The organism is Micromonospora sp. NPDC000668, from assembly GCF_042897975.1.
Taxonomy (GTDB): domain Bacteria; phylum Actinomycetota; class Actinomycetes; order Mycobacteriales; family Micromonosporaceae; genus Micromonospora.
Genome location: NZ_JBIAYP010000004.1, coordinates 453,465 through 478,934 on the forward strand (window position 1 = coordinate 453,465; position 25,470 = coordinate 478,934).

Genomic DNA, 25,470 nt, shown 5'->3' on the forward strand with positions numbered 1-25,470 from the left:
CACGACGTACCGTTGACGGGTGAGTCTTGACGACAACGAGCTGCCCCAGACCGAGGACGAGTGGCGGGTCCGGTTGACCCCCGAGGAGTTCCACGTACTGCGGGAGGCCGGCACCGAACGCGCGTGGACCGGCGAGTACGTGGACACCAAGACGGCCGGCGTCTACAACTGCCGCGCCTGCGGGCTCGAACTCTTCTCCAGCGACACGAAGTTCGACTCGCACTGCGGGTGGCCGAGCTTCGACGACGCCATCCCGGGCCGGGTCAAGGAGATCGAGGACCGCAGCATGGGCATGGCCCGTACGGAGATCCGCTGCGCCCGCTGCAACAGCCACCTCGGGCACGTCTTCCACGGCGAGGGCTTCACGCCGAAGGACACCCGGCACTGCGTCAACTCGGTCTCCATCCGGCTGGAACCCCGCTGACCTGAGCCGCCTCCGCGTGGCGGGAGGTGCGCCAGCGGCGTACCCCGATCACCGCCGCGCGGCCGGCGGCATGGTCAGCAGCCCGACCTCGGCGGTCCGGGACTGCTCGATCCGCCGGGCCAGGTCGCGTACCCGCTCGTTGCGTCCGACGTCGACCTGGGCCCGGGCCAGGTCGGCCGCCGCCCGCTGGTGGTCGGCGAGCACCTCGCGCAGCACCCGGTCGACGTCGGCGTCCGGCGCGGCCCGCAGCCGGTCGAGCGCGGCGTCATCCCCGTGCCCGGCGTGGTGGTGTGTGGCCGCGCTGGCACCCGGCCCCGCCGTGGGCAGCCAGCCGCGCATGGCGGACAACTCGTCGGCCTCGGTCGCCTCGATGGCGGCGGCCAGGGTGCGCAGCGCGTCGTCGCGCACCCGGTCCCGGGCCAGCCGGACGATCTGCAGGGTGCGCTCACTGTGGCCGACCATCGTGCTCAGGAACACCACGTCGATGCCGCTCATCGAGTCCCCGGCGGGCGCCGACCCGTTCGGGGACTCGACAGCCGACGGCGCGCCAGCCGGTTGCGGCACGGCCGACGGGGTCACCGCGGGTGGCCCGGCGCAGGCGGCGGTGAGCAGGAGCGCGGTGAGCAGGGGCGCCAGCAGGGTTCGGCGGGTCATGCCGGGTGCTCCGATCAGCGAGGATGGCGCACGGGTGCGACCGGGGGCCGCACCCGTGCGGTCAGACCTGACTCCAGAGCGCCGGCACGTTCGGCGGCTCCCATCCGGGGATCGCGGTGTGCGCCTGCCGGCAGCGGTACGTCGACCCGCCGTAGGTGACCTGGTCGCCGATCTGGTACGCCCGGCCGGCCGTCCAGCTGCCACCCGGCGCCGGCGGAGTGGTCGGCGTGGCGGTCGGGGTGGGCCGCGGGGTGGGTGAGGCGGTCGGGGTCGGGGTGGGGCTGGGTGTCGGCCCGCCGCCGCCACCGATCTGCACGTCGATGCAGGAGTAGAAGGCGTTCGCGGTGTCGGAGATGTTCCACACCGCGAGGATCTTCTGCCGGCCCGAGAAGCCGCCGAGGTTGACGTTGTGCGAGACGGTGGCGCCCGGCTGCTGCCCGTTGCCGTTGACCGAGGCGACCCGGGTGTTGCCGATCCAGTACTCCCAGTTGCTGGTCGCGTGCCGGGCGGTGTTCACCCAGGTGAAGGTCAGCGAGCTGCCGACCGAGGTGGCCGGCCAGCCCCGGCTGTCGTCGTTGAGGACAGCGAAGTGGGCGATTCCGGCGTTGCAGCTGCGCAGACCCTTGGGGCCCTCGACGCTCTGCGGCTCGTACTTGATCTGCCCGCAGTCGGGCACCCGCCCCTGCGCGCAGAGCGCCTGCCGGCTCGGTGGGGCGGAGACGTAACCGTGCGCCTGCGCGGGCGCGGCGACGGTGAGGGTGGCGGCCACGGCGCCCGCCGCCACCAGCGGGACAGTGATTCTTCGACGCATCGGGGCACTCCTTCTCCAGGTCGGGTGGTGCCCCTCAAGGTAATTTAAACTTTGTTAACAGTAAAGACCCTTGTCGATAAAATACATCGATGGTGACGAGTTTTCCGTCAGAGCCGGAGCAGCCCGCCGCAGTCGTCGACCTGGTCGGCCGATTCGTCGTCGAGCCGCGGCTCAATCGGCCCACCGGACGACACGCCGGAGCCGACACGCCGCACCGGCCGGTCGACTGGCGGCATTTCGCCCTTGACCGCCCCGCACTGGAGCAGTCTGGTGGCACATGTCCTGATACAGGAGGTTTTCCATGGCAACGTGCGAGGTCTGCGGCAACGACTACTGGATGGCGTTCGAGGTGCGTACGGTCAGCGGCGACGTGCACACCTTCGACTCGTTCGAGTGTGCGATCCACCGGATGGCACCGATCTGCGAACATTGCCAGATCAAGATCGTCGGGCACGGCGTCGAGGTCAACGGCCGGTTCTTCTGCTGCGCGCACTGCGCCCGCTCGGTCGAGGGCACCGAGGGTGCCGAGATCCGCGACGCCGTCGGCTCGCGACCCGCCTGACGCGGCCCTGCGGTACGGTCGTCCCCATGCGGCCGTTCCTGGGCGTCCTGCCCCCGCCGCGCTCCTGAACGGAGCGCCGCGCCTCCCGCCGACCGGTGCCTGACCCGGCTCGGCCATCTCGCCGTACGCGCTCCGTCGACGTCGTCCCCGTCAACGGCTCACCCTTCGGAGCGCACCCGTGTCCACGTCCCGTACCGCGCCGCCGGCCGCCCCGGCCCCGGCCGTCGCCCAGGCCCGCACCGGCCTGATCCAGATCACCGTCACCGGAGTGCTGTGGGGCACCACCGGCGTGGCGGTGCAACTCCTGCGCGAAAGCACCGGGCTCAGCCCGGTGAGCATCGGCTTCCACCGCCTCGCGATCGCCGCGCTCGTCCTGCTGGCGTGCACCGCCGGCCGGCTTGGCGCGATCCTCGCCGCCCTGCGCGCGGCGCCGGTTCCGCTGCTGCTGACCGGAATCGGCCTCGGCCTCTACCAGGCGCTCTACTTCGCCGCCGTGGCACTGGCCGGAGTCGGCGTGGCCACCGTGGTCAGCCTGGGCCTGGCCCCGGTGCTCGCCGCGGCCTGGGAGTCGGTGCGCGCCCGGCGGCTCCCCGGTCCGCTGCGGCTCGGCACGCTGATCGCCGCCGTCGCCGGCCTCGCCCTGATCACCGGCGCCACCGCGGAACCCACCGGGGCAGCGCCCGCACCGCTGCTCGGCCTGCTCGCGGCGGCCGGGTCCGGCCTCGGGTACGCGGTGACCACCCTGATCAGCCGGCAGGTGTCGCAGCGCGCCGCGCCGATGACGCTGACCACCATCTCCACCACCGTAGGTGCGCTGACGCTGGCGCCGTTCGCGCTGGTCGCCGGGATCGGCGTACCGGTGCGCGTCGACACCGTGGCGCTGCTGCTGCACCTCGGCGTGGTCACCACCGCGGTGGCGTACGCGCTGTTCTACGCCGGACTGCGCACCACCTCCGGCAGCGTCGCCGCAGTGCTGACCCTGCTCGAACCGCTGACCGCGGCGGCGCTGGCCGTGGTGCTGCTGCACGAGCCACTGCCGCTGCCGGTGATCGTCGGCGGCGCGCTGCTGCTCACCGCCGTGGCCGCCACCTATCTCACCCCCGCCCGCCCCGACAGACCGTGACCCGGCCCGGCCGGGCGGGACGCACCGGAACCCGCCCGGCCGGACGGCCTACCATCGGTGCGTGCCCCAGCAGACCACCGAGGTCCGGACGGCCTCGTTCGCCGACCTGAACGCCCGCACCTTCCACGACCTGCTCAAGCTGCGCATCGACGTGTTCGTGGTGGAGCAGCACTGCCCGTACCCGGAGTTGGACGGGCGGGACGTGGAACCGGGCACCCGCCACCTCTGGCTGACCGACGGCGGCGCGCCGCTGGCGTACCTGCGAATCCTGGCCGACCCGGACGGCACCGCCCGGATCGGTCGGGTGGTGGTGGCCCCGGCGGCGCGCGGCGGCGGCCACGCCGGCCGGCTGATGGCCACGGCGCTGGAGGTGGTGGGCAACCGGGCCTGTGTGCTGGACGCGCAGTCGCACCTGGTCGCCTTCTACACCCGGCACGGCTTCGCGGTCAGCGGCCCGGAGTACGTCGAGGACGGCATCCCGCACACCCCGATGCGTCGCGAAGCCATTGACGTCTGACGATCTGCCTGGCATCGTGCCGGGTAGAGCCATCGCGGGAGCCTGCGAGTAGGCACGGGAGCGGGCATCTCCCGGCAGTCCGGGTGTCGTCGTCCGACCTCATCCCCCCGGGGGCTCCATGTCCACTCTCGTCCGATCACCACGCATGCTCTGGCTGCTCGCCATCGCGGCGGCCGCCACGCTCCTGCTGTCCACCGCGCTGACCACCGCGCTGGTCCGCCCCGCCTCGGCGCACGGCTCGGTCGTTGACCCGGCCTCGCGCAACTACGGCTGCTGGCAACGCTGGGGCAGCGACTTCCAAAATCCCCGGATGGCCACCGAGGATCCGATGTGCTGGCAGGCCTGGCAGGCCGACCCGAACGCCATGTGGAACTGGAACGGCCTGTTCCGCGAGGGTGTGGCCGGCAACCACCAGGGCGCCATCCCCAACGGGCAACTGTGCAGCGGCGGGCGCACGTCCAGCGGCCGCTACAACGCCCTGGACACCGTCGGCGCCTGGAAGACCACCGCGGTGTCGAGCAACTTCCGGGTCCGCTTCTTCGACCAGGCCAGCCACGGCGCCGACTACATCCGGGTGTACGTGACCCGGCAGGGCTTCAACCCGCTGACCGAGCCGCTCGGCTGGGACGACCTGGAGCTGACCGGCCAAATCGGCCACACCCCGGCGTCGCAGTGGAAGCAGGAGACCGGCGGCGTCTCCATCGAGATCCCGGCCAACGCGCCGGGCCGCACCGGTCGGCACATCGTCTACACCATCTGGCAGGCCAGCCACCTGGACCAGTCGTACTACCTGTGCAGCGACGTCGACTTCTCCGGCGGAACGGGCACTCCGCCGCCCACCACCCCGCCGCCCACGACCCCGCCGCCCACCACTCCCCCGCCCACCACGCCTCCGCCGACCACTCCGCCGGCCGGGGCCTGCACGGCGACGTACCAGGTCACCGGCCAGTGGGCCGGCGGCTTCCAGGCCGAGGTCCGGGTGACCGCCGGCGGCTCACCCACCCAGGGCTGGTCGGTGAGCTGGAACTACGCCAACGGCCAGCAGGTCAGCTCGTCGTGGAACACCACCATCAGCACCAGCGGCACGCTGGTCACCGCCCGCAACGTCGACTACAACGGCACCCTCGCCGCCGGAGCGAGCACCACCTTCGGTCTGCTCGGCTCGTGGAACGGCAGCAACCCCGCCCCACTGGTCTCCTGCACGGCGACCAGTTGACCCCGACCGGCGCCGCACCCGGGCGGGGGTGCGGCGCCGGCCGGCGGGAAATCCGGTGGTGCGGGACGCCGGCCCCCGGCACGATCCCCGCATGATCGAGACAAGGGTGCTCACCCCCGACGACTGGCCGACCTGGCGCGAGCTGCGGCTGGCCGCCCTCACCGAGGCGCCGGACGCGTTCGGCTCCCGGCTGGCCGACTGGCAGGGCGACGGCGACCGTGCGGAGCGCTGGCGCGACCGGCTGACCATCCCCGGCTCGCACAACCTCGTGGCCGTCCTGGGCGGACGGCCGGTCGGGATGGCCAGCGGCGTACCCACGCCAGACCCGCTCGTCATGGAGCTGATCTCGATGTGGGTGCACCCCGAGGCGCGCGGTCGGAAGGTCGGCCACCTCCTGGTGGACGCGGTGGCGGACTGGGCCCGCGAGAGCGGCGCCGACCGGCTACGCCTCAGCGTCATGCCGGACAACGCGGCGGCGAAGGCCCTCTACCTGCGCGCCGGCTTCGGCCGCACCGACGAACTCGGTGACCTCCTGTCCGACGGCGTACGCCGCGAACAGGTCATGCTCCGCCCGCTCTGACCCGCGCCCGGCGGGGATCAGACCAGGCAGTCGACGATCTCGGCGATCGAGCGGCGGCGGCCGGTGTAGAAGGGGACTTCCTCGCGGACGTGGCGGCGGGCGCCGGAGGCGCGGAGGTCGCGCATCAGGTCGACGATCCGGTGCAGCTCGTCGGCCTCGAAGGCGAGCATCCACTCGTAGTCGCCCAGCGCGAACGAGGCGACCGTGTTGGCCCGTACGTCCGGGTAGCCGCGAGCCATCTTCCCGTGCTCGGCCAGCATCTCGCGCCGCTCGGCGTCCGGCAGCAGGTACCACTCGTAGGAGCGGACGAACGGGTACACGCAGATGTAGGGGCGGGCCTCCTCGCCGCCCAGGAACGCCGGGATGTGGCTCTTGTTGAACTCCGCCGGCCGGTGCAGCGCCATCTGCGACCAGACCGGGGTGAGCGCCCGGCCCAGGGTGGTGCGGCGGAACCGCAGGTACGCGTCCTGCAGCGCGTCGCTGGAGGCGGAGTGCCACCAGATCATCACGTCCGCGTCGGCGCGCAGCCCGGAGACGTCGTACACGCCCCGGATCACCACGTCCTTGCCGGCCAACTCCTCGAAGAGTGACTCGACCTCACCGGTGACGTTGTCCCGCAGCGACGGCAGCGGTGCGCTGGCCCGGAACACCGACCACATGGTGTAGCGGATGCTGTCGTTCAGCTCCCGCAACCGGGCCGCGTTGGTCTGCTCGGTCATCTCGCCGATCCTCCCAGTGCTGTGATGATCTCGTCGGCCGCCGTCTCGCCGGAGCGGACGCAGACCGGTATGCCGACCCCGTCGTAGCCGGCGCCGGCGAGGACGAGGGTGGGGTGCGCGGCCCGCAACGCCGTCCGCGCGGCGGCGACCCGGTCGGCGTGCCCCGGGGTGTACTGGGGCAGCGCTCCGCCCCACCGCTGCACGTGCCCGTCGACCGGGGCGGGCAGCGGGGTGCCGAGCACCGCCGAGAGCTCGCGATGCACGGTGGCGGCCAGGTCCGCGTCGGGGCGCTGGAGATGCGCCTCCTCGCCGTACCGACCCACCGAGGCACGCACCAGCGCCAGCCCGTCCGGCCGGCGCAGGTGCCCCCACTTGGTGGTGAAGAAGGTGGCCGCCTTGATCAGCAGGCCCTCGGTGCTCGGCACCAGGAAGCCGGACAGCTCGGGCAGCCGCGGCTGCGGCAGCGCCAGGGTGACCAGCGCGACGCTGGCGTAGTCCAACTCGCCGACGCCTGCGGCGACCACCGGGGCGGGGCCGGCGAGCAGGCGGGCCGCCGGCCGGGCCGGTACCGCCAGCACCACGGCGTCCACCTCGACCAGCTCCGGGTCCCGGGTCGGGCCGACCGTGAGCCGCCAGCCCGTGTCGGTCGGAGTCAGCTCGCGGACCGCGGCGTCCCGCCGAACCGTCGCGCCGCTGGCCGTCGCCGCCGCCTCGACCAGGCTGCTCAGCCCGTTGGCCAGGGTGCCGAAGACCGGGACGCCGGGGGCGCGCGGCGACGCGGCCTGCGCCGCCCGGACCGCGCCCACCAGGGTGTGCTCCACCCGGGCCGCGCGGGCCAACGCCGGCATGGTGGTGACCAGGGAGAGGTTGTCGGCGCGGCCGGCGTACACGCCGCCCAGCATCGGGTCGACCAGCCGGTCGACCACCTCGTCGCCGAAGCGGGAGCGGACCAGCGCACCCACCGAGACGTCCACGTCCGGTGCGACCAGCGGTCGGCCTCCGTCGGTGTCGGCGTCCGCGGCCGGGCGGGCGACCGCGGCCACCTTGTCCAGATCCCCGGGTACGCCTACCAGCGTGCCGCCCGGGACAGGGCGCAGCCCTCCGTCGACGACCAACGCGGCCTGCCCGACCGTGGGGTGCACGATCTCCTCGGCCATCCCGAGCCGGCGGATCAGGGCCACCGCGGCGGACTCGGCACCGGTCGGGTCGCGCATCAGGAACGACTCAGCGCCGAACTCCACCGGCTGGCCGGCCAGCTCGCCGGTACGCAGCTTGCCGCCCAGCGCGCCAGACTGTTCGTACACCAAGATCTCGGTGCCGGCCGGGGCGCTCTCGCGCAACCGGGCCGCGGCGGCCAGCCCGGCGATTCCGCCGCCGACCACCGCCACCCGCCAAGGCTGCCGCATCGCGTGTCAGCCCTGGTCGGCCCGGCGGCTGGACAGCTCGTGCACCAGCGCCACCACCCGCGTCAGCACGTCGGGGTCGGTCTCCGGCAGCACCCCGTGGCCGAGGTTGAACACGTGCCCGGGGGCCGCCCTGCCCTGGTCCAGGATCCGGCGTACCTCGGTCTCCACGACCGGCCACGGTGCGAGCAGCACAGCCGGGTCCAGGTTGCCCTGCACCGCCTTGTCCGGGCCGATCCGGCCGGTGGCCACGTCCAGCGGGGTCCGCCAGTCGACGCCGACGACGTCCGCGCCGGCCTCGCCCATCGCGCCGAGCAACTCGGCGGTGCCGACCCCGAAGTGGATCCGCGGCACCCCGGCGTCGACCAGCCCGCTCAGCACGGCCGTCGAGTGCGGCAGCACGTAGCGCCGGTAGTCGGCCTCGGAGAGCGCACCGGCCCACGAGTCGAACAGTTGCACGGCGGAGACCCCGGCCTCGATCTGCACCCGGAGGAAGGCCAGCGTCACCTCGGCCAGCCGGCCGCAGAGCGCGTGCCACAGCTCCGGATCGCCGTACATCATGGCCTTGGTCTTCGCGTGGGTCCGTGACGGACCCCCCTCGACCAGGTAGCTGGCCAGGGTGAACGGCGCGCCGGCGAAGCCGATCAGCGGGGTGTCGCCCAGCTCGATCACGAGTTGCCGGACGGCCTCGTCCACGTACGGCACGTCGTCGCGGGTGATCGGGCGGACCCGCTCCACGTCGGCGGCGGTGCGGATCGGCTCGGCGACCACCGGGCCGGTGCCCGGCACGATGTCCAGGTCGACCCCGGCCGCGGCGACCGGCACCACGATGTCGCTGAACAGGATGGCCGCGTCCACCCCGTGCCGGCGTACCGGCTGGAGGGTGATCTCGGTGACCAGCTCCGGGCGACGGCAGGACTCCAGCATCGGCACGCTCGCCCGGATCTCCCGGTACTCCGGCAGTGAGCGGCCAGCCTGGCGCATGAACCAGACCGGGGTGTGCGGGCCGGGCCGCCGCCGGCAGGCCCGAATGAAGGGCGAGTCGGCCGGTCCGCCGGCGCGCTGTTCTCCGTCTCGGGCGGCAGTGCCCGTGGTGTCCGTGCTCATCGCCGCAATCGTGCCACGGCCCCCACCCTCTCCCCGCCTGGGGTGAAAGGAAGAACACGTTGCTGACATCGCGCGGCGGGCCGGGCGGCTCGGATCGCGGGCCGGGATGGCTGGGACCAGCGAACGGGAACGGCGGCCGGATCGGGCGTCGGCGCGCCGCCGAAGCGGGTGGGCGGGCGGCGGCATAGGCTGCCGGCATGGCCCCCCCGATCGCGCTCCCGGAGACCTTCGCCCGCGCGGTCGCCGGGCTGCGGGCGGCGGCGCCCCGGCCGGAGATCACGCTGGAGGAGGTCGGCGCTCCCCAGCGGCTGGCCCCGTACGCGTTCGCGCTCTCCGCGACGGTGCTGCGCGACGGCGACGAGGTGGCCACCGGCCGGCTGATCCTGCTGCACGACCCGCTCGGTCACGAGGCGTGGCAGGGCACCCTGCGACTGGTCACCTACGTGACCGCCGAGTTGGAGGTCGACCTGGCCGCCGACCCGCTGCTGCCCGGGGTCGGCTGGACCTGGCTGACCGACGCGCTGGACGCCCACGACGCCGGCCACCGGGCGATCGGGGGGACGGTCACCCAGACCATGTCGACCCGGTTCGGCGACCTGGCCGGCCCGCCGACCGCCGGTGACATCGAGATCCGCGCCTCCTGGACGCCGGTCGACGACGACCTGACCCCGCACCTGCTCGGCTGGTGCGCGCTGCTCGCCTCCACGGCAGGGCTGCCCCCGCCCGGGGTGACAGCCCTGTCCGACCGCCGCCCCGCCGGCGCGGCCTGAGCCGCAGGCAGCCGCAGGCAGCCGCCACCCACCACCACCGGGTCGATCATGGGGTCGTGGTGGGCGGGATGCCCCTCACTGCGGCATTCGCGGGGCACCACAACCCCATGATCGACCAGGTTGGTGCGGCTGTCAGAGGTAGTTCTCCGCCTCGTCGCAGACCTTGTCCAGGCCCTTCATAGCCGCGTCGTAGGCGCTCTTGTTGCCGGCCGCCGCCGCACCGAGCGCGGTGGTCAGCTTGTCCAGGCAGCTGGCGATGACCTTCTTCTGCCGGGCCTGCTCGTCGCGGTCGTTGCGGGTCCCGGTCAGGTCCTGCTCGGTGTTGTCGAGCTTGTCTTGCATGGTCTGCAGGTCGGACTTGAGCTTGGTGATCTCCGTGGTGTTGGCCGCGATGGTGCCGTCCCGCTCGCTGACCTGACCGGTGAGCCGCTTCTCCGTGCGGTTCAGCTCACCGTTCTTGGTCACGTACAGACCGGTCATCACCCCACTGACGACGAAGAGCAGCGCGGCCACCAGGGCCAGCACCAGTACCGCGCGACCCCGGCCGCCCGCCGGTGCCCCGGCCGGGCCGTACGGCGGTGCCATTCCGGGCGGCGCGGACATCGGCTGGCCGTACGCCGGACCGGAAACCGGCGGCGCGGACATCGGCTGCCCATACGCCGGACCGGAAACCGGCGGCGCCGACATCGGCTGCCCATACGCCGGACCGGAAACCGGCGGCGCCGACATCGGCTGCCCGTACGTTGAACCGGAGACCGGCGGCGCCGACATCGGCTGTCCGTGCGGCGGCGCGGAGACCTGTCCGGCGTACGGCGGGGCGCTCGCCAGGTAGGTGGGTGCGGCCTGCGGGACGCCGTACTGCGGAGGTATGGGCTGGGCGGTGCCGTACTGCGGCGTGGCCTGCCCGGACGCGTACTGCTGCGGCGTGGCCTGACCGGAGGCGTACTGCTGCGGCGTGGCCTGGACCGGCGCGTACGGCTGCTGCTGCGGCGCGGGCTGACCGGCCTGGTATCGCGCGGTCGGGTCGGCAGCAGTCGGCTGCGGCACGGCTGGGTGCGGCACGGTCGGGTGCGGCACGGTCGGGTCGGCGGCGCGCGGGCCGGCGGCGTACGACACGGTCTGGTCGGCGGCGGACGGCGGCTGATCCGGGCCGGCCGACGGCGTCGGGAAACCTTCCGGCCCGGTCGGTGGCTGGGACATCGTTATTCCTCCAGGTGAGCTGGTCCCGCGCCGGTAGGCGCGACGGACCGGGGTGCAGCGGCGAGATTCGGCCGGGTCCGGGGACCTGGGCGGGATCGGAGAGGGCCGGCGGTGGCCCTGGATGACGAGAGCGGCCCGGCGACGTGGCCGGGCCACCGGTTCAGCAGATCTTGAAACCGTCGCAGGCGACCTTGATCGGTACGGCCAGCCCGATGCCCTCGGCGTCGCGAGCCTTGGCGGTGGCGATGCCGACCACCTGCTTGCTGCCGTTGACCACCGGCCCGCCGGAGTTACCCGGGTTGATCGGGGCATCGAACTGGATGGCCGGCCCGGAGCTGCCCTGAGCGTCGCGCAGCGCGCTCACCACACCGGTCGTGACGCTGTCCTCCAGGCCGAGCGGAGCGCCGACGACGACGATCTGCTGGCCGGACTTCACCGCGGCGGACGCGGTGACCAGGCCGGTGAACTTGCCGCTGGCACGCAGCTGCGCCACATCGTTGGTCTTGTCGACCTTGACGATGGTGGCCGGGAAGCGCTGGTCGGTGCGCTCCAGGAAGACCTGGCGACCGCCACCGTCCCAGACGGCCTCGACGACGTGGAAGTTGGTGAACAGGTTGGTCCCGCCACCGGTGGCCGGCTTGCCGACCGCGAACGCGCTGCCGGTGAACTGACCGGCCCGGACCCGGAACACGCTGGGCAGCACCGCGCTGGCCACCGCCTCCGGGTTGAACGCGGCACCGGCCTGCTTCTCCAGTGCCTCCGCGCGCTTCTCCAGGTCGTCGAGGCGGGTGCCGTCGTCGTCCTGGGCCTGCGCCAGGCGCTGGTCGGTGTCGCTGAGCCGATCGCCGAGCCGATCGAGCTGGTACGCCTGCAACCCGGCCACCAGGGCCAGCACCACGACGGTCAGCGTGGCGAGCAGGACCGGCCAGCGACGGCGGCTGGGCCGGGCGGCCGGCGGCGGGGCAGCACCCGGCCAGCCGGGCTGCGCGGGACCACCCGGGTAACCCGCGGTGGCGAACGGCGGGGCGCTGGCCGGGTCGCCGAGCGGTGGGTACCCGCCGCCCGGGAAGCTCGGCCCGGGCGCCCCGGGGAAGCCCTGTCCGGGCGCTCCGGGGACGCTCGGCCCGACGGCCGGCGGATAGCCAACGGTGCCGGCGGCCGACGGTGGTGCGCTCGTGCCATAGGTCGGGGCGGCACCCGGGGTGGCTCCGCCGTACGGGCCGGCCGGCGTCGTGCCGTACGGCGTCGGCGACGTGCCCGGGGGTGCCACAGAAGCGGTGCCGTAGTGCGCGGCCGGGGCAGTGCCCGGGGTGGTGCCGTGCGGAGCCGGCGCGGAGCCCCACTGACCGTTGTTCGGTGGAGCGGCCCAGCCGGTGCGGGGAGCCGGGACGGTCAGGGACGGATCGGTACCGCCGGTCGGGGTGGCGGAGAAGGGCGACCCGGGGTACGGCTCGATGCGCGGTGGCAACGGTCCCGGCCGTTCGGCCCCGGGCATCGTTCCACCCGCGCCGTCAGGCTCGGCGCCCGCCGCTCGCCCGTCCCCCGAACCGTAGCCAGCCGTCATGATCGCCTTGCCTTCCCGTGGTGTCCCCGTGCCGCCATCGACCCGCGTGTCACAAGATCGGGACCGGCGGCTCGATGGACCGTACCTGCGTCAAAGGGCTTTGTCTCCCCCGATGTCCGACATCCGAAATGACACCTTGTGGACACCCAACCGACACGCAGCCGACCGGCTGCACCCGCCGGATCACCGCGCGCACTAGGGTTGGCAGGTGACCGACGAACCACCCCTGCGCCGTCGGCCCACCGAAGAACTCCCGGGAAACGCACCCCACCACCCGCCGCCGGCCCAGCCGCAGCCGGCGGGCGAGGGGACCGACCCGACCGACGGTGGGCCCGTTCCGCTGATCGCCCCGCGTGACGGCACCCCCGATCCGGTGGCCGCGCCGGCTGACCTCGCCGAGGTCGTGGCCCGTTTCGCCGCGGGCACCGGCCCGGTCGCCCTGGATGCCGAGAGGGCCTCCGGGTACCGCTACAGCCAGCGCGCCTACCTTGTGCAACTCCGGCGGGCCGGTGCGGGTACGGCGCTGATCGACCCTCTGCCGCTGCCCGACCTCAGCGCGCTGGACGCGGTGATCGGCGAGGCCGAGTGGGTGCTCCACGCGGCCAGCCAGGATCTGCCCTGCCTGGCCGAGGTGGGGCTGCGCCCGCGACGCCTGTTCGACACGGAACTGGCCGCTCGGCTGGCCGGATTCGAGCGGGTCGGCCTGGCCGCGCTGACCGAGCAGCTACTCGGGTTCACTCTGGAGAAGCACCACTCGGCGGCTGACTGGTCGAGCCGGCCGCTGCCCGAGTCGTGGCTGACCTACGCCGCCCTCGACGTGGAGCTGCTCACCGACCTGCGTGACGCGCTCGACGCCGAGTTGGCCCGGCAGGGCAAGTCGGAGTGGGCCGCGGAGGAGTTCGCCGCGCTGGTCCGTACCGGGGCACGCCCGCCCCGGGTCCGCGCGGAGCCCTGGCGGCGTACCTCCGGCATCCATCGGTTGCGCGGCGCGCGGGCCCAGGCCCGGGTCCGCTCGATGTGGTACGCCCGGGACCAGATCGCGTCCCGACGGGACGCCGCACCCGGTCGCGTGCTGCCCGACTCGGCGATCATCGCCGCCGCCGAGCTGGACCCGAAGGACGAGAAGACCCTGCTGACGCTGCCCGGTTTCGGCGGCCGGTCGGTACGCCGGCTGGCCCGCACCTGGCTGACCGCACTCGACGACGCCCGGCAACTGCCGGACGATGCGCTGCCGGTCACCCCGGCGGTGGAGGGTCCGCCCCCGCCGCACCGGTGGGCCGAGCGGGACCCGGTGGCCGCCGGTCGGCTGGCCCGTTGCCGGGAGGTCGTGGTCCGCATCGCCACTGAGCACAACCTGCCTCCGGAAAATCTGATCACCCCGGATTCGGTCCGCCGGCTGGCCTGGACCCCGCCGGAGGAGGTCACCGAGGAGACCGTGGCGGAGACCCTGCGCGGCTTCAACGCCCGCGAATGGCAGATCGCCCTCCTCATCCCCCATCTGACCCCGGCCCTGACCCCGGAACCCTCCACCCCTCCCGTCCCCTGACCCACCTCCACCGCAGTTGATCATGAAGTTGTTGCCATCGGGCCGGCGTGTCCCGACAACAACTTCATGATCGACCGGGCTGGACGTTCGTGGTTGGTGTGGGGTGGGCCACAACGGGGGGTGCGGACGGGGTTGGTTACTGGCGAGTAGCATTCGGTGGAACGTGCCCGTGTCGGCTAGGAGGCTCAAGTGCCCCGTGAAGTTCGGGATGTCGTCTTCGTCGACGGCGTCCGTACCCCGTTCGGCAAGGCGGGTGGCATGTACGCCAACACCCGCGCCGATGATCTGGTGATCCGCTGCATCCGAGAACTGCTGCGCCGCAACCCGCAGCTGCCGCCGGAGCGGGTCGAGGAGGTCGCCATCGCGGCCACCACCCAGATCGGCGACCAGGGCCTCACCATCGGGCGGACCGCCGCCCTGCTGGCGGGTCTACCCAAGACCGTTCCCGGCTTCGCCATCGACCGGATGTGCGCCGGTGCGATGACCGCGGTGACCACCGTGGCCAGCGGCATCGCCATGGGCGCGTACGACATCGCCATCGCCGGCGGCGTCGAGCACATGGGCCGCCACCCGATGGGTGAGGGCGTCGACCCCAACCCGCGCATCGTCGCCGAGAAGCTGGTCGACCCGTCCGCGCTGGTCATGGGCGCGACCGCGGAGAACCTGCACGACCTGGTCCCGCACATCACCAAGGCACGCACCGACGCGTTCGCGCTCGCCTCGCAGCAGAAGACCGCCAAGGCGTACGCCAAGGGCAAGCTCCAGGACGACCTGGTGTCGATGTCCATCCGTGACGCGGAGGGCGGCTGGGGTCTGGCCACCGTCGACGAGGCCCCCCGGGACACGTCGCTGGAGAAGCTCGGCACCCTGAAGACCCCGTTCCGCCCGCACGGCAAGGTCACCGCGGGCAACGCGGCCGGCCTGAACGACGGCGCCACCGCGAGCCTGCTCGCCTCCGAGGACGTCGCTCGCGAGCTGGGCCTGCCGGTCGCCATGCGGCTGGTGTCGTTCGGTTTCGTCGGCGTGGAGCCCGAGGTGATGGGCGTCGGCCCGATCCCGTCGACCGAGAAGGCGCTGCGCATCGCCGGGCTCAGCATCGACGACATCGGCCTGTTCGAGCTGAACGAGGCCTTCGCCGTGCAGGTGCTCGCCTTCCTCGACCACTTCGGTATCGCCGACGACGACCCGCGGGTCAACCCGTGGGGCGGTGCCATCGCCATCGGTCACCCGCTCGCCTCCTCCGGCGTACGGCTGATGACCCAGCTGGCCCGCCAGTTCGCCGAGCACCCCGAGGTCCGCTACGGCGTGACCGCCATGTGCATCGGCATCGGCATGGGCGGCACCGTGATCTGGGAGAACCCGCACTGGACGGAGGGCAACAAGTGAGCGCGCTCGCCGCACCGAACGAGGTCGTCACCAAGGCGCTGCTGCGCCAGGTGAACGTACCGGGGCTGGACCGGCCCGCCGCCCTGATCACGCTGGACAACGGCTTCGACCACACCAAGCCGAACACCTTCGGCCCGGGTGGGCTGACCAGCCTGGACGAGGCGATCACCGCCGCGCTGGCCGCCGACCCGGCGTTCATCGCGGTCACCGGCAAGCCGTACATCTTCTGCGTGGGCGCGGACATCGTCGGCCTGCCGCAGCTCGCCGACCGCGCGCAGGCGCTGGAGATCGGCCGGCTCGGCCACCGGGTCTTCGCCCGGCTGAAGGACAGCACCGTACCCACGTTCGCGTTCGTCAACGGCGCGGCGATGGGCGGCGGCCTGGAGCTGGCGCTGCACTGCCACTACCGGACGCTCTCCGGCGGCGCGGCGGCGCTCGCCCTGCCCGAGGTCTCCCTCGGTCTGGTCCCCGGCTGGGGCGGCACCCAGCTGCTGCCGAACCTGATCGGCATCCCCGCCGCCACCCAGGTGATCATCCAGAACCCGCTGATGCAGAACAAGATGCTCAAGCCGAAGCAGGCCGCCGAGCTGGGCATCGCGGACGTGCTGCTGGAGCCGGCCGACTTCCTGGAGCGTTCCCTGGAGTGGGCCGCCGGCGTGGTGCGCGGCCAGGTCACCGTGACCCGGCCCGAGGTCGACAAGGACATGTGGGCGGGCGTGCTCTACTTCGCCCGGGAGACCCTCAACCAGCGGCTGCACGGCGCGGTCCCGGCCGCATACAAGGCGCTGGACCTGCTGGAGACGGCGAAGGACGCCGACTTCGCCGCCGGCACCGCCGCCGAGGACGAGGCCCTCGCGGACCTGATCTTCTCCGAGGAGCTGCGCAGCGGCCTGTACGCCTTCGACCTGGTGCAGCGGCGGGCCAAGCGCCCGGCCGGGGCGCCGGACAAGGGCCTGGCCCGACCGGTCACCAAGGTCGGCATCGTCGGCGCCGGCCTGATGGCCAGCCAGCTCGCGCTGCTGTTCGCCCGTCGTCTCCAGGTGCCGGTGGTGATGACCGACCTGGACCAGTCCCGGGTGGACAAGGGCGTCGGCTACGTGCACACCCAGATCGAGAAGGCCGTCACCAAGGGCCGGATGGACAAGGGCACCGCCGCCAAGCTGTACGGCCTGGTCAGCGGCACGGTCGACAAGAGCTCCTTCGCCGACGCCGACTTCGTCATCGAGGCGGTCTTCGAGGACCTGGGCGTCAAGAAGCAGGTCTGGGCCGAGCTGGAGAAGATCGTTTCCCCGGAGGCGGTGCTCGCCACCAACACCAGCTCGCTCTCGATCAGCGAGATGGCCGCGGAGCTGGAGCATCCGGAGCGGGTGGTCGGCTTCCACTTCTTCAACCCGGTGGCGGTGCTGCCGCTGCTGGAGATCGTCCGCGGCGAGCGGACCGACGACGCCACCCTCGCGACCGCGTTCGCGGTCAGCAAGCAGCTGAAGAAGTCCTCGGTGCTGGTCAAGGACGCACCGGCGTTCGTGGTGAACCGGCTGCTCACCCGTTTCCTGGGCACCGTCTTCGCCGCCGTCGACGCCGGGACCCCGCTGGACGTGGCGAACAGCGCACTGGACCCGCTGGGCCTGCCGATGCGCCCGCTCGCCCTGCTTCAGCTGGTCGGGCCGGCCGTGGCGTACCACGTGGGTGGCACCCTGCACGCGGCGTACCCGGACCGGTTCGGTGTCAGCGAGAACCTCAAGCGGATCGCCGACTCGGGCCAGCCGATCGTGGTCGACGACCAGATCAACGAAGAGGTCGCCAAGCTGCTCGTGGTCGGTGACCAGCCGCTGACGGCCGAGCAGGTACGGCAGAACGCGCTCGACGCGATGGCGCAGGAGATCCGGCTGATGCTGGACGAGGGCGTGGTCGCCGAGGCGCAGGACATCGACCTGTGCATGATCCTCGGTGCCGGCTGGCCGTTCCACCTGGGCGGCGTAACGCCGTACCTGGACCGGACCGGCACCAGCGAACGGGTCACCGGCCGCCGGTTCCTGCCGCGCGGGGCGGCGAGCCTGCCCGCCTGACCGGTCGCAGCACCACCGTCGCGGTGGTCGGACCGTCCCTCGTGGACGGGGCCGGCCACCGCGATCGCTTCTGCGCCAACGGGTTGCTCGCGGACCCGAGCACCGACCGCCCGCAGGCGCGCAAACGGGCAGCGTAGGGCACGTGTGAAGGGGCAGCGGGCGGCCCCGCCACCGGGTTAAGATCACCCGCTTTGCCATCCCATCTTGGAGCTGACTGATGTCCCAGCCGCCGGCCACCCCCTACGGCCCGCCGCACAATTCCCCTCCCCCGCCGCACCAGCCGCAGCAGCCCGGTGGTTGGCCGCAGCAGCAGCCCGGTGGTTGGCCGCCGCCGCAGCAGCAGGGCTTCCCGCCCGCGCAGCCGGGTCAGCCGTACGGCGGCCCGAACCTGCCCGCCGGCCCGCCGCCGCCGAAGAAGTCGAAGGCCGGCCGGATCGTGCTGATCGTGCTGGCCGTGGTGTTGGTGCTCTGCCTCGGCGGAGCGGCGATCACCTGGTTCGCCGTCAAGGACGAGGTGGGCGACGTCGTCGATGCCACCAACACCCGGGTGTCCGCACCGGCCACCCTCGCCGGCCGACCGAAGAACACCGACCCGCAGTTGCAGAGCGTCGCCGACGCGATGGTCGCCGAGATGAAGACGACGGCGCAGAACGAGACCAGCGCCGTCGGCGCCTTCTACGGCGACCCGGCCAAGCAGGACCTCTTCATGATCGCCGCCGCGTCCGGGCTGATGACGGACCCGAAGAAGGAGCTGGACGACGCGGTGGCCGGGCTCTCCAGCGAGCTGGGCATGGCCTCCATGGCGACGGTCGAGCCCGGGCCGCTCGGCGGTGACGCGCGCTGCGGCGACGGCAAGGCCAAGGACGTACCGGTGGGCATCTGTGTCTGGGCCGACCGGGGCAGCGTGGGCATGGTGATCATGTACTACAAGTCCGCCGCCCAGGTGAAGGCCGAGTTCGTCACCATCCGGGGGCAGGTCGAGCAGCGCTCCTGAGCCGTACCGACCGGAGCCCCGGCCACCTTCGGGTGGCCGGGGCTCCGTACGTCAGCGTCAGGCCGGTTCGCCGCCTGCCGCGGCGGCCCGCGCCGCCGCTGCCGCCGCCCGCTCGGCCGGGTTACCGAGCACGCAGAACTCGTTGCCCTCCGGGTCGGCGAGCACCACCCAGCCCCCGCCGGTCGGGCCGACGTGATCGGCGACGTGGATCGCGCCGACGCCGAGCAACCGCTCGACCTCCTCGGCCCGGGTCCGGTCGGTGGGTTGCACGTCCAGGTGCAGCCGGTTCTTCACCGCCTTGTCCTCCGGCACGGCGATGAAGAGCACCTCCGGGCCACCAGGCGGCAGGAGCATCGCCTCCGGGTCGCCGGGGAAGTCGTCGGGCTGCCGGGGGCAGTCGAAGACCTGCGACCAGAAGCCGGCCAGCGCGTACGTGTCGTGACAGTCGATGCTGATGTTGTGGATCGTCGAACTCACGGTTGAGCCTCCAGAGAGGTGGCAGGGACACGCTCGCCGGCGCTGCGGACCACGCAGAACTCGTTCCCCTCCAGGTCGGCGAGCACGGCCCAACCCGTGCCGTCGGCGTTCCGTCGGTCGGCGACCATGCTGGCCCCGAGGCTGAGCACCCGCTCGATCTCCTCGTCCCTGGTCCGGTCGACGGGTTCCAGGCAGATGTGGAGCCGGTTCTTGGTCACCTTGTCTTCGGGCACCGCTTGGAAGAACAGGTTCGGGGTGGCGTCGTCCGGCGGCAGCAGGGCCGCCTCCGGGTCCCCGGGGGCGTCCTCGGAGTGCCGGGCGTACCCGAGCACGGCCGACCAGAAGCCGGCCAGGGCGTACGTGTCGTGACAGTCGAAACTGATGTTGCGGATCCGTGGATACACGGGTGTTCCCTCCGTGCTGAATGGGGACGCTCCGCCTCCGGGTGTCAGCCGAGAGAGACCCGGGGCGCGGAGCCAGTGTTGGTGGACATTCGACGCACCCCCCTTCGATCTCGAGCTGACGACGTGATCTTTCCATCCGGCGCGGACCGCCCGCAACCCGGTACGGGACAGGTCAGACGCCGATGGCGGGCACCGGGCCGGTCACCGCCGGGGCGTCCGCCGACGGCAGGGTGACCGTCACCTCCAGGCCGCCGCCGGTCTGCGCGATGACCCGCACCGTGCCGCCGTGCGCCTGGCAGACCGCCCGGACGATGGACAGCCCCAGGCCCGAGCCGCGGGCCCCGGTCCGCTCCCGGCCGCCGCGCCGGAACGGCTCGAACAGCCCCGGCACGTCGACCTGGTCCACCTCGAAGCCGGTGTTCCCCACCACCAGCCAGGAGCGCTCGCCGTCCGAGCCGGTGCGCACCCAGAGTCGGCCGTGCAGGTGGTTGTAGCGGACCGCGTTCTCGATCAGGTTTCCGGCCAGCCGGTCGAGCAGCCCCGGGTCGCCGACCACCGGCGCGGACTCCAGCGAGGTCTGCACCCGCAGCCCGATCCGGTCCACCTCCCGGCGCATCGCCGACAGCGCGTTGGCCGTCCCGGTGGCCAGGTCACATTCGGTACGCCGACCGAGCCGCCGCCCGGCCTGCGCCTCGCTGCGGGCCAGCACCAGCAGCGCGTCCACCAGGCCGTTGGCCCGCTCGGAGGCGTCCCGGACCACGGTAGCCATCCGGCGGTACTCGGCCGCGTCCGCGTCGTCGTCGCTGAGCGTCACGTCGATCTCGGTCCGCATCACCGCGAGCGGGGTTCGCAGCTCGTGCGAGGCGTTGGCCACGAAGCGCTTCTGCGCCTCGAACGCGGACGCGATCCGGTCCAGCATGGCGTCGAACGTCTTGGCCAGCTCGGCCACCTCGTCGTCGGCGCCCGAGTAGCCGATCCGCTGGTCCAGGGTCGCCTCGCCGAGCCGCTGCGCCGTCGCGGTGACCTGGTGCAGTGGACGCAACGCCCGGCCGGCGACCGCGTACGCCCCGGCCACTCCCACGATGCTGATCGCCAGCAGCGCGACCAGGCCCTTGGCGAGCAGTTCCCCGGAGGCGGCGTCGACCAGTTGGTGCTGCCACTGACCGGCGTCCAGCGACCGGCCGTCGGCCAGGACCACCGTGGTGCCGGGCAGCAGCTCGTCGGTGGGCCGCAGCGCGTCCCGGACGAGCAGCCAGGCCAGCAGCACCAGGATCGCTCCCGCGCCGACCAGCAGCACGCCGTTGAGCAGGGTCAGCCGCAACCGCAGGGTGGGCCGCAACCGCGACCGCCCCGTCATGCCCCCACCTCGGCGGTGCGGTAGCCCGCGCCGACCACCGTCTCGATCAGCGGTGGATCTCCGAGCTTCTTGCGCAGCGTCATCACGGTGACCCGGACGATCGTGGTGAACGGGTCGGTGTTGGCGTCCCACACCCGTTCCAGCAGTTCCTCGCTGGAGACCACCGCGCCGCGCGCCTTGAGCAGCTCGCTGAGCACCCCGAACTCCTTGTTGGTGAGGTCGACCGGCACACCGGCGCGGGTGGCGACCCGGCGGGCCGGGTCGAGCACCAGGTCGGCCAGTTCGAGCACCGGCGGCGCGGCCGGGGTGGCCCGCCGGCCCAGCGCCTGCACCCGGGCGACCAACTCGTCGAAGGCGAACGGTTTGGGCAGGTAGTCGTCCGCGCCGAGCTGCAACCCCTCCACCCGGTCGGCTACCGTGCCGCTCGCCGTCAGCATCAGCACCCGGGTCAGCGCGCCCGAGGCGGCCAGGTCCGCGCAGATCTGATCACCGTGCACGCCGGGCAGGTCGCGGTCCAGCACGACCACGTCGTACCGGGTGACGAATGCCGCCTCGTGGCCGGCATCGCCGTCGTAGGCCACGTCGACCGCCATCCCCCGCTTGCGCAACCCGCGCGCGATCGCGTCGGCGAGGTTGCGCTCGTCCTCCACCACCAGTACCCGCATCCCGGCCTCCTCGCTGCTGACCACCGACAACGTAGTGCCGGCCGGCAACCATCGTCCCTCGCCGCCCGCGCCGCCCGGCGTTGCGGGCCATCCCGGCGTACGCGATGCTTCCGACACCCCAGCGACGGACGGACCTGTCATGACCATCGCGGCACCACCCACCCGGCGGAACATCGCCTACCAGGGCTTCCACCTGCCGGCAGACCAGACGGCCGGCACCGGAGACGGCCTGCACACCACCGACCGCGGGCTGACCCTGCGCAGCGCCGACCGGCCGGTGTCGCGGGGCAGTTGGACGTCACCGCCGGTGCGGGTCGGCTTCGGAGTCACCGACGTGGTGCCGTCCTGGACCGCCGACACCCCCGACGGCTGCTGGATCGAGGTCGAGCTGCGCGGCTGGCACGGAGAAGCGCCCAGCACCGGCTGGTACCTGCTGGCCCGGTGGGCGGCCAACGACCGCACGGTACGACGCGCCTCGGTGCCCGGGCAGCGCGACGGCGACGCCCGGGTGGACACCGACACGCTGGTCGTGACCGGGGCGACGGTCACCGGCTGGCAGGCCCGGGTGACCCTGTGCCGGCCGGACGGCAGCCCCGCGGCCCCGGTGCTACGCAGCGTCGGCGCGGTCGCCGCCGGCCACGCCCCGGCCGAAGCCGCCGGTGAGCCGGGGCCGGAGGAAGGCCGGGAGCCGGCCGTCGGCGCCGGGCGTGGGACTGTGCTGGACGTGCCCGGCTACTCGCAGCGGCTGCACGCCGGCCAGCACCCGCAGTGGGGTGGCGGCGGCGACTCGTGGTGCAGCCCCACCTGCACCTCCATGGTGCTCGCCTACTGGGGGGTCGAGCCGACGCCGGAGCGCTATGCCTGGGTGGACCCGCCCGGCCCGCGACCGGTGGTGGTGCACGCCGCCCGGCACTGCTACGACCACGCGTACGCCGGGGCCGGCAACTGGCCGTTCAACACCGCATACGCCGGCCTGCACGGGGTGGACGCGTTCGTCACCCGGCTGCGGTCGCTGGCCGAGGCGGAGGCGTTCATCGCCGCCGGCATCCCGCTGATCGTCTCCGCCGCGTTCCGGGCCGGTGAGGTGCCGGGCCTGCCCTACGACACCAGGGGGCACCTGATGGTGCTGATCGGCTTCACCGCCGCCGGTGACCCGGTGCTCAACGACCCGTACGCGCCGGACGACGACACGGTTCGTCGGACCGTGCCCCGGCAGCGGTTCGAGCCGGCCTGGCAGCGGGGCAGCGGCGGGGTGACGTACGTGCTGCGGCCGGCGTCGGTGCCGCTGCCCCCGCCACCCGCCCAAGCCAACTGGTGATCAGTCGGGTAACTGCCACAGCCCGTACGAGCCGTCCATCCGCCGGCACAGCACCCGACCGACGCTCGCCTGGCACTCCCCGATCGCGTCCGGCAGCACGTCCAGCACCCGCACCTCCCCGGTGCGGACGTCCAGCTTGGCGACGATCAGCCCGCCGCCGGGAAGCCGGCGCACCCCGACCATCGGATCCTTGAGACCGAACTGGGCCAGCTCCCACCGGCCCAACTCGGCCACCACGTCCCCGGTGGCTGGATCGAGCGCAACGAACTGCTCATTCCTGCTGCCGGTGCTTTCCGACGGGGTGGTCACCAGCCGACCGTCGTACGGCCAGGCCCACCCCCAGCGCCCGCTGCTCCAGAGCACCCGGCCGGTCGCGGGGTCGACCGCCCGCAGCCCGCCGGCTGGGCTCTGCAGACAGACGACGGAACCGCAGCCCAGCACGTACAGCTCCCCGTCGCCGGTGGCGCTCCAGCGCCGGTCCAGCCGGTCCAGCCCGTAGGCGGTGGCCGTGGCCGGAGATCCGCCGACGGTGACCAGCAGGTCGTCCACCACCTGCACGGTCGGGTACGCCCCGCGGCCGGGCGCGCCCAGATTGGCGCGCGCCAGCACCGTGCCGGTGGTCGCATCGCGTACCTCGACCTGCCCGTCCGGGCGGCTGAGCACCACCCGGTCCACCCCGTGCTCCGTGCCCCGAAAGTTGATCTCAGCGGGGGTGGTGGACAGCTGCCAGCGCACGGTGCCGCAGCACGGATCGACGGCGCGTAGGCTGCCCGCCCCCTCGCCGTCGGTGGACTGCAGCAGCAGGTTCCCGTCGGCCAACTCGACGGCGCTGCCCGGCTGCTGCCAGCCGTACGCCCCAGTCGCCCGGTCCAGCGTGATGGTGAGCGCGCCCTGACCCCCCGGGTCGCTCTCGTGCCCGGTGACCAGCAGCATCCCGCCCTGCTCGGAGACCCCCCAGATCCGGCCGTCCACCGGCAGGGGCACCTGCCAGACCGGCTCGCCGTCGGGCAGCCGGAAGGCGGCCAGCCGCCGCTGCCTCGACTGCGAGCTGAGCGGGTCGAGGAGGAAGAAGAGGTCGCCGGAGACGAACGCTTCGGTGCCCGGCTGCCCCGGCAGCGTCACCACGGCACGGCGGGACGGCGGCCCGGCGGCGGCGAGGGTGACCAGCAGGAGCAACAGGACCAGCGCGCAGCGCAGTGGCCGGCCGTTGGCGCGGGGCGGGCGGGGCAGCGGGACGGAATCCGGATCATGCCGCAGCTCGCCGAGATCGATGACCGGGCCGGTCACGGCCGCAACCGCCACAGCGCGGTCGAGCCGTCGAGGCGCCGGCAGAGCAGGACCGCCTGGGACGCCTTGCAGTCATTGGAGACGCCCGACAGCACGTCGATGATCCGTGACCGGCCGGCCACCAGGTCCAGTTCGGCGACGACCAACTGCCCGGCGTTCCCCTGCCGCACGCCGATCAGCGGATCGTCGGGGCGCAGCACCGGCACCAGGTCCCACTGCCCCAGATCGGTCCCCGTTCGCCCGGTCGTCGTGTCCAGCGCCGTGTATCGCCGGAGAGGCCCGATCATCAGCAGTCGGCCGTCCCGGACGTCGGCCAGCATGTCCCCGCCCGGGCGCGACCAGCGCACGGCACCGGTCGCCGGATCGAAGGCCTGGATGCCACCGGTGTGCTGAAACGCGCAGAGCAGACTGCCGCAGCGGAGCACAAAGGACACCAGTGGCACCTCGGCCGTCCATCGCCGATCCAGCTCGGACAGTCCGTAGCCCTCCAACCTGGTGTGACCGGGTGGGGCGAGCAGCAACAGATCACCCACGACCTGCGCCTGTTGGAGCGCTGACCGGTCGCCTGGCAGTGTGTCGATGCTGCGCAGCAGCCGGCCAGTGCCGGCGTCGTGCACCTGGAGCTCGCCGGTCGGTTGGAGGAGCACGAACCGGTCGACTTCGCCGATGCCACCGTGGTAACTGACGTTTCCGGGCGGCGGGACGGGCACCGACCAGAGCGCCCGGCCGGTGTCGGGCGCAACCCGGCTCACCGCACCCGACCCTTCGTCGGTGGCACTCAGCAGCAGGCCGCCGTCGGCCGTCCACGAGCCGATACCCGGCCGCCGCCAGCGCTGCTCGCCCGTCGCCGCGTCGAAGGCGGTGGTCTGCTGCTGGCCGTCGCCCGCGGAGACCCCCGTGAGCAGCACCAATCCCCGCTCGTCCCGGATGCCCAGGTAGTCACCGACGCCGGCCAGCGGCGCCTGCCACCGGCGCCGCACCTCGCCGCCGGCGGCCGGCTGGGCGTACGCGGTAATGTGCCGATCCCCGCCCGCGCTCGACGCGTCGATGACGAAAATGCCGTCCTCGGTGAGGTACGCCCTCGCGCCCGGCGAGGCCGGCACCGGGGTCTCCGTCCGCCTCGGCACCGGTGCCGCACTGGCCAGCGCCACCAGCGCCACCAGCAGCACCGCCGCGCAGCGCAGCGGACGGCCGGCGGCGCGCGGCCGGTGGACCGGCGGCGCCGAGGCCGGCTCCTCCCGGACCTCGCCCAGCTCAATGATCGACACCGACCGTCCTCCCCCCGCCACGCTCGGCTGGCCGACGGGTCACCTCCGGCAA

At 73.1% G+C, this 25,470-nt stretch carries 25 protein-coding genes; 12 read left to right on the top strand and 13 right to left on the bottom strand.

The window, feature by feature from the left end:
- Nucleotides 1–19: 19 nt before the first annotated feature.
- Complete coding sequence (gene msrB / locus ACFY29_RS22895) at nt 20–424, top strand: peptide-methionine (R)-S-oxide reductase MsrB (RefSeq protein WP_328424966.1); 405 nt, start codon at nt 20–22, stop codon at nt 422–424.
- Between the two features lie 48 nt (nt 425–472).
- Here msrB and ACFY29_RS22900 read toward each other — a convergent pair whose 3' ends face one another.
- Nucleotides 473–1,078: a DUF305 domain-containing protein gene (locus ACFY29_RS22900; protein ID WP_386989371.1), complete on the bottom strand. Its 606-nt coding sequence runs from the start codon at nt 1,076–1,078 to the stop codon at nt 473–475.
- Nucleotides 1,079–1,139: 61 nt separating this feature from the next.
- Nucleotides 1,140–1,889 (bottom strand): lytic polysaccharide monooxygenase, encoded by a 750-nt coding sequence (locus ACFY29_RS22905; RefSeq protein WP_386989374.1) that lies wholly within the window; start codon nt 1,887–1,889, stop codon nt 1,140–1,142.
- A gap of 301 nt (nt 1,890–2,190) precedes the next feature.
- Here ACFY29_RS22905 and ACFY29_RS22910 point away from each other — a divergent pair, with 301 nt between their 5' ends.
- The 5 genes from ACFY29_RS22910 (at nt 2,191) to ACFY29_RS22930 (ending at nt 5,887) form a co-directional block, all read left to right on the top strand.
- Nucleotides 2,191–2,451: a Prokaryotic metallothionein gene (locus ACFY29_RS22910; RefSeq protein ID WP_328424960.1), complete on the top strand. Its 261-nt coding sequence runs from the start codon at nt 2,191–2,193 to the stop codon at nt 2,449–2,451.
- A 178-nt stretch (nt 2,452–2,629) separates the two neighbouring features.
- Complete coding sequence (locus ACFY29_RS22915) at nt 2,630–3,574, top strand: DMT family transporter (protein ID WP_386989377.1); 945 nt, start codon at nt 2,630–2,632, stop codon at nt 3,572–3,574.
- Nucleotides 3,575–3,635: 61 nt separating this feature from the next.
- Nucleotides 3,636–4,091: a GNAT family N-acetyltransferase gene (locus tag ACFY29_RS22920; protein ID WP_328424956.1), complete on the top strand. Its 456-nt coding sequence runs from the start codon at nt 3,636–3,638 to the stop codon at nt 4,089–4,091.
- A gap of 118 nt (nt 4,092–4,209) precedes the next feature.
- Nucleotides 4,210–5,307 carry a lytic polysaccharide monooxygenase gene (locus ACFY29_RS22925; protein ID WP_386989380.1) on the top strand — a complete coding sequence of 366 codons (1,098 nt, stop codon included), beginning with the start codon at nt 4,210–4,212 and terminating at the stop codon, nt 5,305–5,307.
- 91 nt (nt 5,308–5,398) lie between these two features.
- The gene (locus tag ACFY29_RS22930) at nt 5,399–5,887 is read left to right on the top strand and encodes a GNAT family N-acetyltransferase (RefSeq protein ID WP_386989384.1); all 489 of its coding nucleotides are present in this window, start codon (nt 5,399–5,401) and stop codon (nt 5,885–5,887) included.
- A gap of 17 nt (nt 5,888–5,904) precedes the next feature.
- Here ACFY29_RS22930 and hemQ read toward each other — a convergent pair whose 3' ends face one another.
- From hemQ to hemE, 3 genes are read right to left on the bottom strand one after another with little or no spacing between them, the layout of a single operon-like run.
- A complete protein-coding gene (gene hemQ / locus ACFY29_RS22935) occupies nt 5,905–6,606 on the bottom strand; it encodes a hydrogen peroxide-dependent heme synthase (protein ID WP_328424950.1) in 702 nt (233 codons plus the stop codon).
- Nucleotides 6,603–8,012 (bottom strand): protoporphyrinogen oxidase, encoded by a 1,410-nt coding sequence (gene hemG, locus ACFY29_RS22940; RefSeq protein WP_328424948.1) that lies wholly within the window; start codon nt 8,010–8,012, stop codon nt 6,603–6,605. Before hemG ends, hemQ begins: the two co-directional genes overlap by 4 nt.
- Nucleotides 8,013–8,018: 6 nt before the next feature.
- Nucleotides 8,019–9,116, bottom strand: coding sequence for a uroporphyrinogen decarboxylase (gene hemE / locus ACFY29_RS22945; protein WP_386989388.1), 1,098 nt, complete (start codon nt 9,114–9,116; stop codon nt 8,019–8,021).
- Between the two features lie 197 nt (nt 9,117–9,313).
- Here hemE and ACFY29_RS22950 point away from each other — a divergent pair, with 197 nt between their 5' ends.
- On the top strand, nt 9,314–9,886 hold the full coding sequence (locus ACFY29_RS22950) for a DUF3000 domain-containing protein (RefSeq protein WP_386989391.1): 573 nt from the start codon (nt 9,314–9,316) through the stop codon (nt 9,884–9,886).
- A gap of 132 nt (nt 9,887–10,018) precedes the next feature.
- Here ACFY29_RS22950 and ACFY29_RS22955 read toward each other — a convergent pair whose 3' ends face one another.
- Both ACFY29_RS22955 and ACFY29_RS22960 read right to left on the bottom strand, forming a co-directional pair.
- Nucleotides 10,019–11,086: a hypothetical protein gene (locus tag ACFY29_RS22955; RefSeq protein WP_386989394.1), complete on the bottom strand. Its 1,068-nt coding sequence runs from the start codon at nt 11,084–11,086 to the stop codon at nt 10,019–10,021.
- A 160-nt stretch (nt 11,087–11,246) separates the two neighbouring features.
- Nucleotides 11,247–12,581 (bottom strand): trypsin-like peptidase domain-containing protein, encoded by a 1,335-nt coding sequence (locus ACFY29_RS22960; protein ID WP_386989397.1) that lies wholly within the window; start codon nt 12,579–12,581, stop codon nt 11,247–11,249.
- A gap of 277 nt (nt 12,582–12,858) precedes the next feature.
- Here ACFY29_RS22960 and ACFY29_RS22965 point away from each other — a divergent pair, with 277 nt between their 5' ends.
- The 4 genes from ACFY29_RS22965 (at nt 12,859) to ACFY29_RS22980 (ending at nt 18,642) form a co-directional block, all read left to right on the top strand.
- Nucleotides 12,859–14,196, top strand: a complete 1,338-nt coding sequence (locus tag ACFY29_RS22965; RefSeq protein ID WP_386989400.1) for a ribonuclease D — start codon at nt 12,859–12,861, stop codon at nt 14,194–14,196.
- 189 nt (nt 14,197–14,385) lie between these two features.
- Nucleotides 14,386–15,582: a thiolase family protein gene (locus ACFY29_RS22970; protein WP_386989403.1), complete on the top strand. Its 1,197-nt coding sequence runs from the start codon at nt 14,386–14,388 to the stop codon at nt 15,580–15,582.
- On the top strand, nt 15,579–17,648 hold the full coding sequence (locus tag ACFY29_RS22975) for a 3-hydroxyacyl-CoA dehydrogenase NAD-binding domain-containing protein (protein ID WP_386989406.1): 2,070 nt from the start codon (nt 15,579–15,581) through the stop codon (nt 17,646–17,648). Before ACFY29_RS22970 ends, ACFY29_RS22975 begins: the two co-directional genes overlap by 4 nt.
- 217 nt (nt 17,649–17,865) lie before the next feature.
- Entirely contained in the window at nt 17,866–18,642 is a 777-nt protein-coding gene (locus tag ACFY29_RS22980; protein ID WP_386989409.1) for a hypothetical protein, read from the top strand.
- 57 nt (nt 18,643–18,699) lie between these two features.
- On the opposite strand, the gene ACFY29_RS22985 is transcribed toward ACFY29_RS22980, so the two are convergent.
- The 4 genes from ACFY29_RS22985 to ACFY29_RS23000 form a co-directional block, all read right to left on the bottom strand.
- Entirely contained in the window at nt 18,700–19,119 is a 420-nt protein-coding gene (locus ACFY29_RS22985) for a VOC family protein (protein WP_355608442.1), read from the bottom strand.
- Nucleotides 19,116–19,523 carry a VOC family protein gene (locus tag ACFY29_RS22990; protein WP_386989413.1) on the bottom strand — a complete coding sequence of 136 codons (408 nt, stop codon included), beginning with the start codon at nt 19,521–19,523 and terminating at the stop codon, nt 19,116–19,118. Before ACFY29_RS22990 ends, ACFY29_RS22985 begins: the two co-directional genes overlap by 4 nt.
- Nucleotides 19,524–19,695: 172 nt before the next feature.
- The gene (locus ACFY29_RS22995) at nt 19,696–20,880 is read right to left on the bottom strand and encodes a sensor histidine kinase (RefSeq protein ID WP_386989416.1); all 1,185 of its coding nucleotides are present in this window, start codon (nt 20,878–20,880) and stop codon (nt 19,696–19,698) included.
- A complete protein-coding gene (locus ACFY29_RS23000) occupies nt 20,877–21,545 on the bottom strand; it encodes a response regulator transcription factor (protein ID WP_088951539.1) in 669 nt (222 codons plus the stop codon). Before ACFY29_RS23000 ends, ACFY29_RS22995 begins: the two co-directional genes overlap by 4 nt.
- A gap of 139 nt (nt 21,546–21,684) precedes the next feature.
- On the opposite strand from ACFY29_RS23000, the gene ACFY29_RS23005 reads away from it, so the two are divergent.
- Nucleotides 21,685–22,863 (top strand): peptidase C39 family protein, encoded by a 1,179-nt coding sequence (locus tag ACFY29_RS23005; protein ID WP_386989419.1) that lies wholly within the window; start codon nt 21,685–21,687, stop codon nt 22,861–22,863.
- Here the strand turns inward: ACFY29_RS23005 and ACFY29_RS23010 are convergent, their stop codons facing one another.
- Together ACFY29_RS23010 and ACFY29_RS23015 are read right to left on the bottom strand one after the other, a co-directional pair.
- Entirely contained in the window at nt 22,864–24,150 is a 1,287-nt protein-coding gene (locus tag ACFY29_RS23010) for a PQQ-binding-like beta-propeller repeat protein (RefSeq protein ID WP_386989422.1), read from the bottom strand.
- On the bottom strand, nt 24,147–25,418 hold the full coding sequence (locus ACFY29_RS23015) for a PQQ-binding-like beta-propeller repeat protein (RefSeq protein ID WP_386989425.1): 1,272 nt from the start codon (nt 25,416–25,418) through the stop codon (nt 24,147–24,149). The genes ACFY29_RS23010 and ACFY29_RS23015 overlap by 4 nt, the downstream gene beginning before the upstream one ends.
- Nucleotides 25,419–25,470 lie beyond the last annotated feature (52 nt).